The 13,732-nt window shown below is 33.1% G+C and carries 11 protein-coding genes; all 11 read left to right on the plus strand.

Translation table 11 applies throughout. The features are described from left to right. Positions 1-796: 796 nt before the first annotated feature. The 11 genes from H9Q76_RS01105 (at position 797) to rfbA (ending at position 13,723) form a co-directional block, all read left to right on the plus strand. Positions 797-2,398, plus strand: a complete 1,602-nt coding sequence (locus tag H9Q76_RS01105; protein ID WP_117781740.1) for an aldolase catalytic domain-containing protein — start codon at positions 797-799, stop codon at positions 2,396-2,398. 26 nt (positions 2,399-2,424) lie between these two features. Beyond that, complete coding sequence (rffA, locus tag H9Q76_RS01110; protein WP_117781741.1) at positions 2,425-3,549, plus strand: dTDP-4-amino-4,6-dideoxygalactose transaminase; 1,125 nt, start codon at positions 2,425-2,427, stop codon at positions 3,547-3,549. Positions 3,550-3,570: 21 nt separating this feature from the next. Further along, positions 3,571-6,360 (plus strand): hypothetical protein, encoded by a 2,790-nt coding sequence (locus H9Q76_RS01115; protein ID WP_249321398.1) that lies wholly within the window; start codon positions 3,571-3,573, stop codon positions 6,358-6,360. 10 nt (positions 6,361-6,370) lie between these two features. After that, positions 6,371-7,351: an acyltransferase family protein gene (locus H9Q76_RS01120; protein ID WP_118545693.1), complete on the plus strand. Its 981-nt coding sequence runs from the start codon at positions 6,371-6,373 to the stop codon at positions 7,349-7,351. Next, positions 7,348-8,289: a glycosyltransferase family 2 protein gene (locus H9Q76_RS01125; RefSeq protein WP_117781749.1), complete on the plus strand. Its 942-nt coding sequence runs from the start codon at positions 7,348-7,350 to the stop codon at positions 8,287-8,289. The genes H9Q76_RS01120 and H9Q76_RS01125 overlap by 4 nt, the downstream gene beginning before the upstream one ends. Before the next feature lie 6 nt (positions 8,290-8,295). Beyond that, positions 8,296-9,486 (plus strand): ATP-grasp domain-containing protein, encoded by a 1,191-nt coding sequence (locus H9Q76_RS01130; protein WP_117781748.1) that lies wholly within the window; start codon positions 8,296-8,298, stop codon positions 9,484-9,486. An 18-nt stretch (positions 9,487-9,504) separates the two neighbouring features. After that, positions 9,505-10,170, plus strand: coding sequence for an SDR family NAD(P)-dependent oxidoreductase (locus H9Q76_RS01135; RefSeq protein ID WP_117781747.1), 666 nt, complete (start codon positions 9,505-9,507; stop codon positions 10,168-10,170). Continuing rightward, positions 10,167-11,231 carry an AroB-related putative sugar phosphate phospholyase (cyclizing) gene (locus H9Q76_RS01140; RefSeq protein ID WP_249321399.1) on the plus strand — a complete coding sequence of 355 codons (1,065 nt, stop codon included), beginning with the start codon at positions 10,167-10,169 and terminating at the stop codon, positions 11,229-11,231. The genes H9Q76_RS01135 and H9Q76_RS01140 overlap by 4 nt, the downstream gene beginning before the upstream one ends. Next, entirely contained in the window at positions 11,231-11,800 is a 570-nt protein-coding gene (locus H9Q76_RS01145; protein ID WP_242995554.1) for a KdsC family phosphatase, read from the plus strand. Before H9Q76_RS01140 ends, H9Q76_RS01145 begins: the two co-directional genes overlap by 1 nt. Before the next feature lie 18 nt (positions 11,801-11,818). Beyond that, positions 11,819-12,709, plus strand: coding sequence for an NAD-dependent epimerase/dehydratase family protein (locus H9Q76_RS01150; protein WP_117781726.1), 891 nt, complete (start codon positions 11,819-11,821; stop codon positions 12,707-12,709). Positions 12,710-12,826: 117 nt separating this feature from the next. Next, positions 12,827-13,723 (plus strand): glucose-1-phosphate thymidylyltransferase RfbA, encoded by an 897-nt coding sequence (rfbA, locus tag H9Q76_RS01155; protein ID WP_117781727.1) that lies wholly within the window; start codon positions 12,827-12,829, stop codon positions 13,721-13,723. Positions 13,724-13,732 lie beyond the last annotated feature (9 nt).

The raw sequence follows: 13,732 nt of genomic DNA on the forward strand, positions 1-13,732 counted from the left end.
TGAATTCCTTGATAGTAAAAGCATACTTTATAAATACTATAAAAAGAAAAATAAGTACAATAAAGATACATTGAAAACGAACCATTGACCCAAGAAGTGTTAGCAGCGCACCGATTATCATATGCTTTCGTTTTTTTTCTGAATAAAAAATAGCATATAAAAACATACTTCCCCCTGCGCATGTTGCAACCGTAGCGGTCTTAGTAAATTGTACTAAAATATACAAGTCGTCAGAGAAAAAAGAAACAAAAATAAGACAAAAGATTAATCCTATGAGTGAGTTGTTTCGCTTCAAAACTATATAACAGAGAGATGTTAAGGAAACGAAGCAAATTACGACTTGAAAAACGAAGTACCAACTTATTTTTTTGGTAATGGAATATAAAAACTTAAGAAGATAACCATATAGGATGTTAGAGAAAAGTAAGTGTTCGTTGTAATTATGTCCAAGAGCACCGGATAATATCGCATCCATAATAAAGTCATCAGATACTTCGTATTTCATGTCACAGAATAATAGAGCAAGAAACAGGAAAGTAAGATTTATAAGTAAAGATACAATAAATTTATTGTTGGTTAATTTATCTTTAAACATTTTAAAACCTTTCATTGATAATTTTAACTATTATTGTACCATGAATCATTGATAAAAAGAAGACCTATAATGCAAATTTTACCACAGATGCGCGGTGCCTGTAAACTTGAGTTAAATAAAAATTGACATAAAGTATGTGATGCTATAAAATTAAAAAAGGCGTCATTATGGCACGAATATTGATAAATGGAGATTTCATACATGGGAGAAATAAAGCTGTTAGATTGTACACTGAGAGATGGAGGATACGTTAACGACTGGAAGTTTGGACATAATAATATGGTTAGTATCTTTGAACGGTTGGTAGATGCAAATGTAGATTATATCGAGATTGGATTTTTAGATGAAAGAAGACCATTTGATATTAATAGAAGTATTATGCCAGATACGGATTGTGTTCAGAAGATATTTGGAAATCTTGACCGAAAAAATTCTTTGATTGTAGGGATGATTGATTATGGTACATGTTCGTTGGCGCATATCAAACCATGTGAGGAATCATATTTAGATGCGATTCGAGTGATTTTTAAAAAACATCTCCGGAATGAAGCTATGAGTTTTTGCGCTGAGCTTAAGAAACTTGGATATAAAGTTTTTGCTCAGTTGGTATCGGTTACAAGCTATACAGATGACGAAATGATGGACTTGATCCGACTCGCAAATGAAGTGAAACCATATGCAGTTTCCATGGTGGATACTTATGGATTGATGCATCAAAATAATTTGAAACATTATTTTGATCTGCTAGATCAATATTTGTTGCCAGAAATTGGGTTAGGATATCACGCACATAATAATTTCCAGATGGGTTATGCAAATTGCATTACCATGATGAGTCAGGTTACAGACAGACTTTTGCTTGTAGACGGAACCATCTATGGCATGGGCAAAAGCGCCGGTAATGCTCCTATCGAATTGATTGCCATGTACATGAACAGTAACTTAGGTAAAAATTATGATATTAGCCAATTCTTAGAGGCGATTGATGCCAATATAACAAGTTTTTATACTCCGGCAACATGGGGGTATAATATGTTCTTCTATTTGGCAGCATCTAATGATTGCCATCCAACATATGTATCGGATTTAATGAAGAAGAAAACACTTTCAGTTAAACAGATTAATGAATTGTTAGGACGACTTCAGGGAGATAAAAAACTGTTATATGATAAAAAATATATGGAACAGTTGTACTTGGAGTATCAGGAAAATGATATAGATGATACATTAGATGTACAGGCACTAAAGGAATTGTTTGGTAGCAGAAAGCTTCTTCTTTTGGGAACTGGGGATAGTGTGACGGAACAGGAAGAACTCTTAAAGAACTTTATTAACGAGAATAATCCAATAGTTATTTCTATGAATTATATACCAGATAACATTTCGCCTGATATGATATTCCTGAGTAATTCGAAGAAATATGTGCAGATTGCTAGTAAACTTTCAAGACATCAAGGGGAATATAAGATTATAGCAACATCGAATGTTACAAAAACAAGCGGTGCATTTGATTATACTGTGCGTTATAAAGATGTTTTGGATACTGAGGAAAATGCAATTCCCGATGTCGCATTTGCGGTATTGTTAAAGACAATGGAAAAAGTAGGCGTCAAGGAAGTGTATTTGGCCGGAATTGACGGATTTAATGAAACACATAATGGCATATATTTAGATGATGAAGAACGCTGTGATTATGGAATAAAGCATACAGATGAGTTGAATGAATATGTAAATCAGATGATGCAGAGAATGAATAAGACAATCAAGATGAATCTGTTAACAAAAAGTATATACACATTGTAAAAACATGATAATGGAGATAAGGGATTATGATTAGTTTTAATGTACCACCAGTAACGGGTAAAGAAATAATATATATGCAGGATGCGATATCCAGAAACAAGATATGTGGTGATGGATATTATACAAAATTATGTAATAAATGGATTGAAGACACAACGGGAATTGCTAAAGCTTTGCTTACGACTTCATGTACACATGCGACGGAGCTTGCTGCGATTTTATGTGATATAAAGCCTGGTGATGAAGTTATTATGCCATCTTATACTTTTGTATCAACTGCAGATGCCTTTGTGTTGCGTGGCGCAAAAGTTGTATTTGTTGACATTCGTCCAGATACAATGAATATTGATGAAAAACTGATCGAAAATGCGATTACTGATAAAACGGTTGCGATAGTACCTGTACATTATGCAGGGGTATCTTGCGAAATGGATACAATTATGGAAATAGCTGGAAAATATAATTTGAAGGTTGTTGAAGATGCTGCGCAGGGTGTTATGTCAAAGTATAAGGGAAAAAGTCTAGGAACAATCGGTGATTATGGATGCTATAGTTTCCATGAGACAAAGAATTATAGTATGGGTGAGGGTGGTGCAATTCTTATCAGAGATGCAAAAGATTCTGATCGAGCGGAGATTGTACGTGAAAAGGGAACAGATCGGAGTAGATTTCTTCGAGGACAAGTTGACAAATATACGTGGGTTGCGGCGGGCTCTTCCTATCTTCCAAGTGATTTGAATGCAGCATATTTATATGCACAGTTGGAAGTTGCACAGCAGGTTTTTGACGATCGTATGAATAGTTGGAACAAGTATAATGAGGCGTTTAAGTATCTAAAAGATAAGGGAGTTATTGAGACACCGTTTGTTCCAGAAGAGTGCGAGCATAATGCACATATGTATTATATTAAGCTTGATAATATAGAGGAAAGAACGAAATTTATTAATTATATGAAAGAAAATGATATATTAACGGTATTTCATTATATCCCACTTCATTCGGCTCCGGCAGGAAGAGAGTATGGTGTATTTGCAGGTGAGGACAAATACACAACAAAGGAAAGTGAACGAATTGTTCGGCTTCCATTGTATTATAACATGGGAGAAACTGTGGATGAAGTTATATCAAAAGTATACAAATATTTTGAATAGTAAATGGAGTAAGGATTATTTATGAGATTCTATACAAAAAAAATCTTTTTTTTGCTCACTGTTATCAGTGTATGTATGTTGATGTGTTTGAATGTGCATGCTAAAAGTGAAGATTTTACAGGAAAAGGGACAGGTAAAGAACCATATTTAATTCAAAATTGTGAAGATTTATATCATTTAAGAGATTTGGTGAATGAAGGGGAAACATTTCAAGGAATATATTTTCGACAGACATGTGATATTGATTTAAAAAGTGAAAAATGGGAACCAATAGGAAATACCTCAGGCGGAAAATCGTTCTGGGGCATTTATGATGGAAATGGATATGGTATTAGTAAATTATATATTGCAGAGCAAGAGCATGCTGGTCTTTTTGGAAGCTTGGGAGGAAAAGTAGTCAATCTCAAGATAATTAGTGGGCATATAGAAGGTAGGGTTGCGGGTGCGATTGCGGGGCAAGCAGTAGGGGAGAATGCCGTAATTGCTAATTGTATAAACTATGCAAATATATGTGGAAATAGTGCGGCAGGTATTGCGGGAGAGTTTTATCAAGGCACGATTGCGAATTGTATAAATAAAGGAACTATCAGCGGAGATACTTCGTATGGTATTGTGGCAATAGATAACGATGTGAAAGTATACAGTTCTTATTCCGTGAACTATGAACTAGCGCCTAAAGGTATTGTTGCTGCAAAAAGCGCGGTTGTTACAACACAATATTTATCAACAGAAAAATTTGCGGTCAAGAATTCTATTACTGCTGCGATTGCAAAATGGTTGTTCCTGGGTACAGATGACGTTGAGTTATTGGAGTGGGAGAATAATGGAAATTTAACATATAAGCGAACAGGTGTTATTACATTTTTGACATATATGATTAATTTCATGCTTTTGCCGCTTTTATTATGCTGTGTTTTTCTGATGTTAGTACATAAATATAGAAAAGACAGAAAAAATATTTATCAGAATAATAAATATTTTATAAATGCAATATTTATTATTTCAATTATAGTTTCTTATTTTTGTGATGTATTTATATTTGCAAAGGGGACAACTGTTTTACATTTTGGAAATATTTTATTTGTAATATTAGTTAATCTATGTTCAATATTATTTGGCAAGATTATTTTTCAAAATAAATCTTCTTCAAAAATTAAAATTCCATTTAGTTTATTATTGGTTATAGGTGTTGTAATTGTTGTTGAATTGCTGCAATTTAATAATGTCCCAAGGTATGATGCAAATATTTATTATGGCAGTTTAGTAAGGGCAACAAAATTATTTAATTTGGATTTTTTATCCTTTTTAGGTGCATTTAATTGTTGGAAATGGGCACAGGGATTGGCACTGTTTGCGGCTCCTTTAGAAGCTGTTTTACCAGGTAGGATAATTGGAGTATATATAGCTAATCTTGTTATCACGGTTATTACTTTATGTATACTTCATTGGCTAATAAAGAAGATATATCTAGATATTACAAACTTACAGGCCTCCATGATTAGTTTGTTATTTGCGTTCTCTCCATATATTGTTGGTCTATTTTCATATATCGATATGGATTGGAATGTTACATTTTTTGCGGTTTGGTTCTTAGCTGCGGTAATAAAAGGAAATGATTTATTGATTTCGTTTACTGGATTTTTGATGTCGTTTACCAAGATAACGGGCTTTGCTTTTTATGTGTTTTTTCTATTTGCTTATATGATAATAGATGTATATATCAATAAAAATAAAAAATCCTTTTTTAAACAGTTTATGAATTGGTGGTCATGGAAAAAAGTTTTTTTATGGCTGTTTCCAGTTTTATGTTTTATGGTTTTGTTTAAATATGGAGACTATTTTACATCGCAATCTTTTTATGGAACATTTGTAAGTACATCGATGATTAATTTGTTAGATAAGAATCAAATTATGAATACATTCTTGCAGACTTTTGTTTTTGGATTTCGTTGGTTATTGGTGTTATTGATAATAGTAGGGATAGTGTGGACAAATAAACGAAAAAGTGATTCATCTAATAATATGATTATCGTTTATTCGTTGTATCTTAGTTCTTTGTTGGTTTTATTGTTATTAATGTTATATAATTCTGATGCAAATTGCCCAAGATATACGACACTGTTTTCTTTGATATTTGCACTACTGATTCCTTTGTTTATTGAATCATTTACAAGCAGAAAGCTTAAAAATCTATCAATTATTTGTCTTGATATATTGATGATATTTCAGACGTTTTGGACAACTGATCCGTCTATTATATTATATGCGGATTCAATAAATACTGGGCAAAAAGAAATATATAAATTGGCATATAAATCTGATAAGCGGGAAGGCATGAATATTGTTTCGGGTGTAGATGGGAAATATCCGATATTGGGTGATTTATATGCATATAATTTGGAATATTCTTTTTATGATGATTTGTTGGATTGTGCATTTAAAAAAATGGATTTTTCAAAAACAAAAAATGTATTTATATTAGATATTATAGATTATGAAATAAATATATCGGGAAGAAATTACGGTGGTGCAAACTGCTATAAGATATATTGGGACGATAAAAATAAAAAAAGAATATTCAATAGTAAAGATACCGAGATGTTAAAGGTAAAAACATTATATTCTGATTTTATACTGTCGAGGGGAGACAAATACTTGGATGCAGATAACCGATTTTATTTTATTGTTCCTGCGCGTGCAAGCAATAGAGAAGTTATAGATAAAATATCGGAATTAGGATATAAAGTTGAGGAATTAGGGAAAATAGTCAATATGTATGGTGAAATAGACGTTTATTATTTTGAAAAATGAGAAATTGGTAATGGAAAATAAAAAATATAAAGATAATCGAATAGTTGTATTACGCTTTTTGGCGTGCCTTTTAATTACAAATAGTCATTGTGGTGATTTATATCCAATTTCATTGTTGGCGATTGGTGGAGGACAAGGAAACGTTATTTTTTTTGTTTTGTCAGGATATTGTTTAGCTAATATAAATATTGGGTTTAGAGAATGGATAAAAAAGAGAGCTAATAGAATTTTACCAGCAACAATAATTTTTCTTTTGTTACGAATTATACTTATAGACGGAAAATCCGAATTTGCAAATACTGATTTTAGTGTATTAATTAAAAGATATGTCGATTTATATTGGTTTGTTTTTGCAATATTGTTGTATTATGTTATTTTTTATTTTGCAATAAAGGGACAGAGTATAAAAAAATACATAGGGGTGCTGTGTGCATATGCGTTAATATATATAGTATCATATGTTTTTGGAATGGATTTATCAACATTTTGTGTTGAATTAGAAGGTTTTTCATTGTTTAAAGTTTTATTTTATTTTGGACCATTCTTTTCAGGAGGAATTATTCGAAAGATTATAAATAATAAAAATATGCAAAAAGTGAGAAAGTATTCCAAATTTTATTTTGTCGGTGGTATTTGTGGTATTCTGGTATGGGCTATGGAATATATTGAAATTTTGATATATAATAGTGCTTACAAATATCAGTTTTTGATTCATTTAGGTATATATATTTTTGGGATTAATGTTTTACTTTATATGTTGAGCATTTCTGATATTAAAATAAGAAATGAAAATAAACTATGGCGATGTGTCCAGCTTATTGGAGATAGTACATTATCAATATATTTAATGCAGGTAACATTTAAACCCTTATGTATTGGAATCCCTATGCCGTTTAATTTTTTGATTTTTTGGTTAATGGCTTTAATTGGAGGTTGTATTTATACCATGGTTAAGGAAAAAATAAATAAAAGGATAGAGGAATTATCATGAAGAAGTTATCATTTGTAATACCGTGTTATTGTTCAGAAAAAAGTATAAAAAAAGTTGTTGATGATATTATTAAAACAGTAGAGAATGATGGTAGATACACTTATGAGATAATTTGTGTAAATGATTGTTCCAAGGATGATACATATAGTGTGTTAGTTGATCTTGCACATAATTCTAAAGTAAAAGTGTTGAATATGGCGAAAAATTTTGGACAACATAGCGCACTGATGGCAGGATTTAATGAAGTAACAGGGGATATTGTTGTGTGTTTGGATGATGATGGACAGAATCCTCCATCTGAAATGTTTCGATTGATAGACAAACTGGAAGAGGGATATGATTTAGTATCTGCAAGGTATAAAGAAAAAAAAAGCACATTGTTTCGTAAGATTGGAAGTAAAGTTAGTTTTTTTATGTCTACACATTTGGTTGGTATGCCAAAGGGAATTGAATTAAACAGTTATTGTGTATGTCAGCGGTTTGTGATTGATGAGGTTGTAAAATATAAGAATGCATATCCATTTGTGCATGGATTAATGTTAAGGGCTACGAGGAATGTAGCAAATGTATACATTGATCATCAGGATAGAAGTTATGGACAGTCAGGTTATACATTAAAAAAGCTATTAGGTTTATGGATGAATGGATTTACAGCTTTCTCTGAAAAGCCTTTGCGATTAGCTACTTATGTAGGTGTAGTAAATATTTTCATTGCGTTGTTGTGTAGTATTATCTTGATTATACAATTTGCAATGGGCATTTTGTTGAACTATTCGTTATTTATTGCGATAAACGTGGTATTATTCCTCACGGGAGAGCTTATGTTTTTTGTTGGGCTTTTGGGTGAGTATATAGGGAGAATGTATATATGTATAAATAATGCACCGCAATACGTAATTAAAGAAAAAATAAATATAGAAAATAAAGAGGAGGAATAGGTTGACATGGCAAAGAAAAGGGTATTGGTCTTAAATGGAAGTTTCTGCGAAGCTCCAATTATAAAGAAAGCAAAAGAAATGGGAATGTATGTTATTACGACTGGAAATGCTCCAAATTTGATAGGACATCAGTATGCAGATGAATATATTCCAGCGGATTATTCAGATAAAGAAAAGGTGTTGCAGATTGTAAAAGACAATGATATAGAGGGTGTTATTAGTTGCGCGAATGATTTTGGTGTTCTTACAGCAGCGTATGTTGCAGAACAGATGGGTTGGCCAGGACATGATAAATATGAGATTGCAAAATTGTTACATCACAAAAATCTGTTCAAACAATATGTGTACAAACATAATATACCGGCTCCGCATTCATATTGTCCAGAAGATAAGGCGGATGCTTTAAATTATATTAAGCAAATAGAATATCCAATTATTGTCAAAGCGAATGACTTGACGGGAGGAAAGGGAATCAGACGTGCCAATACATATGAAGAAGCTGTAGAAGCTGTAGATTATTCATATGAAAAATCGAGAGATAAGCATATTGTTATTGAACCGTTTGTGATAGGAACACAGCATACATATGTAACATTTCTTATTAATAAAAAAGTATATGTTTCAACAAGTTGTAATTGTTATTCCCCTATAAACCCATATTTAATTCAGTCTGAGACACTACCAGCGGATTGTATAGAGAGGGTGGAGCCTGAATTAAAGATGATTATAGAAAATATGGCTGAAGATTTAAATTTGGTAGATGGAATCATAGCGTTACAATATATCATGAAAGACGGAAAACCATACATTATTGAAACAATGCGGCGGGCTTTTGGAAATCAGTTTTTAATGTTGGCGGATAAAACGACAGGGTTTCCATGGGAAGAGGCGTATATAAAGGCTGCGTTGGGTGAATCCTGTGATAGACTGGAATTTACAGATATAGAGTATAAGTATTGCGGACATCATGGTATAATGGCTCCTCATAATGGAAAGATAAGGAGATATGAAATCGATAATAGTATAAGTCCCCATATTTTTAAGAAAATAGATATGTTGGGTGAGAATGGGGCAATAAATGATTACCTCAACGAACGAATTGCATATATTTATTATCAATATGAAAATAAAGAAGAAATGATAAATGCGGTAAAAAATTATAATAATAACATTAAGGTTATATTTGCAGATGAGTAGTTAAATGGAGAGATAATAATGAGAAAAGTATTAATAACTGGTGCATCTCGAGGAATAGGCAAAGCAATTGCCGAGAAATTCAAGGAAGAAGGCTATATATTGGTGTGCCCAACAAGGAAGGAGATGGATTTAAGTGATCCTAGATCAGTTGAGGTGTATATAGCTAACCATAAAGATGAATATTTTGATGTAATCGTTAACAATGCAGGTGTTAATGAGATTAATGAAATAACACAGATAAAAGATGACGAATTAACACAGATGATGCAGATTAACTTAATTTCACCTATTAGATTGCTTAGGGGTTTTGTAGGTAAGATGAAAGAAAAAAGATATGGACGTATTGTAAATATTGGTTCAATATGGGCAACTGTTTCTAAGGGAGGGCGATGTGTATATAGTGCAACAAAGAATGGAGTACATGGAGTTACAAATACATTGGCAGTAGAATTGGCACCATACAATATTCTTGTTAACACAGTATGCCCGGGGTTTACATTGACAGAATTAACATATAAAAATAATACATTAGAGCAGATTGAAAGTATCAATAAGGATATTCCAATGGGTCGAATGGCAGAACCTAGAGAAATGGCGGAGGTAGTTTATTTTTTATGTAGTGATAAAAACACATATTTGACGGGACAAAAAATAACTATAGATGGAGGATATTCAGAAAAATGATTATTAAGGCAAGTTCGAAAGATTATGAAGTAACAGTAAATAATAATTTTGATGTTATAGAGAAGCTTCAAATTGATAAAGATACATATGTGGTAATTGATAAAAAGCTATATAATATATATGTCGAAAGATTATTTAATAAAATTCCAAAAGATCAATTTTATATTTTTGAATCAATTGAGGAAAATAAGACAATTGAGTCTGCATTACAAATATGTGAAATTATGACGAATATTCCAGCTAAGAGAAATGCAAAGTTAATTTCTTTTGGTGGGGGAATTGTGCAAGATGTTACAGGTTTTGTAGCGAATGTATTATATAGAGGAATACATTGGACTTTTTATCCAACAACGCTTCTTGCGGCGTGTGATAGTTGTATAGGGGGAAAAACATCATTAAATTATAAAAAATTTAAAAATCTTTTGGGAACTTTTTATCCGCCGGATCAGATTCAAATATGTACACCATTCTTTAAAAGTTTGTCGGAAAAGGATTTTGAGAGTGGTTTAGGAGAAGTTGTAAAATTTAATGTTATGTATGGTGAAAAGGGAATAAAAAAGGTTGAAGAAAATATCAATTTGCTTTTGGCAAGAGATGAAAAAACATTAGAAGAGTTTGTGTATAATTCATTAGCCTTTAAGAAAGCGTTTATAGAGCAAGATGAGTTTGACAGAGGAATTCGAATACATTTGAATTATGCCCATACATTTGGACATGCATTTGAAACAATGAGTAATTATGTAATTCCACATGGAACAGCAGTTGCCATGGGAATGATTGTGGCAAACCGGATATCGTTAAAGCGTGGATGGTTAAAGGAGTCAATAGTAAATAGAATAGAAAATGTAATATGGAAAATTATACATGTAGATATCCAGAGTATACCTATGAATATGGATGTAATAATGGCGGCAATAAGAAAGGATAAAAAACAAACAAGTACAGATCTTACAGCAGTATTAATGAAACCAGATATGAGCTTGTTGGTTGTACATGATGTAAAAACATCAGAAATAAAAACGGCAATAACATATCTTTTTGATAACCTTAGGAGAAAATAATGTATACATCTTATTATATGAATGGTAATTTAAAAATTCCCAATATTCAGTCAAATGCGTTATCTACTATTAAGTATATGGTTATTGATATAGATGGAACGTTAACGGATGGAGGGATTTATTATGATGAACAGGGGAATGAATTTAAAAAGTTTAATACAAAGGATGCTGCTGGTTTTTTTACAGCAAAAGCATGTGGGATTTTTACAGTTGTAATTACGGGACGAAGGTGCCAAGCTACGGAACGTCGAATGAAGGAAATGCAAGTAGATTTATTAGAACAGGGGATTGTTGATAAGGTAGGCTATTTGAAAAAATTTATTGGCGATAGAAAGATTAATTTTAATGAATTGGCGTATATGGGGGATGATCTTAATGATTATATGGGGATGGAACTAGCTGGATTTAAAGCATGTCCAAGTGACGCTGCTGATGAAATAAAAGAAATAGTAGACTATATTTCAACGAAAAAAGGTGGGGAAGGCGCATTTCGTGATGTTATGCAATATATCCTAAGGCAAAGAGGACAATGGGAACAAGCATATAAAAATTGTTATCATATTATCTAAATGTAAGAGGAAATGTAGATGAAAGTTTTAATCACAGGATCAAACGGATTTATAGGCGGACATGTTTGTAAATATCTGAAAGAAAAAGGTGAATATGTCATTGGTTTAGGGCGTAGAGAAAAGTCTGTACCAGAAGTTGATGAGTACATTTGTTGTGATATGGATTCAGAAGCGATAGATGGAATTATGGCATCTGTTAAAGTGGATAAGATTGATGCTATTATCCATTTGGCAGCGGATATGCGTAAAGAACCTTATAATGTGGAAGTTGTTGCACATAATTGTGTAGGAACTCAGAGACTGCTTGAATTTGCGGAACGAGAACATATCGGAGTATTTTTACAATTGTCAAGTTTACCGGTCATTGGAAAACCAGAGGAGCATCCGATTACAGAGAAACATTCTTTGAAACCGCCTACAGTGTATCATGCAACGAAAATTGCAGAAGAATTACTTGCAAATTATGCAGATTATATGCATGGGGTGAGAACAGCTAGTTTTCGAATATCTGCTCCAGTAGGACCGGGTGTGAATCCGAAGACAATATTCCCGACATTTGTAACAAAAGCAAAGAACGGAGAAGACTTGATACTGTCGGGAAAGGGAAGTCGGGTTCAGACGTATGTACATGTTCGGGATATTGCAAAGGCTTTATATCTTGCGTTATATAGTGGGAAGGCGCATGGAATATACAATCTTTCAAGTTATAATGCGGTATCAAATAAGCAATTGGCTGAATTGTGTGTAAAGTTGTTAGAGTCTGATTCCAGGATAATATTTAGTGGAAAAGAAGATTTTATGGATGATTATATTTGGGATGTATCTTTAGAACATATAAAAGAAGATATTGGATATGAACCGGAGATTTTGATAGAAGAAGCGATTTTAGAGTATGCAAACATGGCTTAAAAAGTATAGAAGGTTATAGTGAAGAAATAACATGGATTGAATATAACTTAATTTTGAATAGAGCTTAAATAGACAGGTTTAATTATAATAAATTGTATCGTAAAGGAGAAAAAGCTTATGAAGGGAATTATTTTAGCCGGAGGTTCCGGTACACGTTTATATCCATTGACCAGAGTAACATCAAAGCAGTTGCTCCCGATTTATGACAAGCCTATGATTTATTATCCGATGTCTGTACTTATGAATGCTGGGATTCGGGATATTCTGATTATTTCAACGCCGGCAGATACACCACGTTTTGAGGAACTGCTGGGAGATGGACACCAGTTTGGTGTGAATCTGACTTATGCAGTGCAGCCATCACCAGATGGACTGGCGCAGGCGTTTATCATTGGTGCGGATTTCATTGGTGATGATTCTGTGGCAATGGTATTGGGCGATAATATTTTTGCTGGACATGGTTTGAAGAAGCGCCTGAAAGCGGCTGTGGAGAATGCAGAGAGCGGAAAAGGAGCTACCGTATTTGGTTATTATGTAGATGATCCGGAGCGTTTTGGTATTGTAGAGTTTGATCAGGATGGAAAGGCAATTTCGATTGAAGAGAAGCCTGCACAGCCGAAGAGTAATTATTGTGTAACCGGTCTTTACTTCTATGATAATCATGTTGTAGAGTATGCGAAGAAGCTGAAGCCGTCTGCACGTGGAGAGCTGGAGATTACCGATTTGAACCGGATTTATCTGGAGAAGGGAAATCTGAATGTAGAATTGCTTGGACAGGGCTTCACATGGCTGGATACAGGTACACATGAGAGCCTGGTTGATGCAACGAACTTTGTGAAGACGATGGAGACGCATCAGCATCGCAAGATTGCGTGTCTGGAAGAAATCGCATATCTGAATGGCTGGATCAGCAAGGAAGAGGTACTGGAAGTGTACGAGCTTCTGAAGAAGAATCAGTATGGACAGTACTTGAAAGATGTTTTGGATGGAAAATATCTGGATGCGTTGAGATAAGTTGATGAA

It is taken from the genome of Wujia chipingensis, assembly GCF_014337155.1.
GTDB classification, from domain to species: Bacteria; Bacillota; Clostridia; order Lachnospirales; family Lachnospiraceae; genus Coprococcus_C; species Coprococcus_C hominis.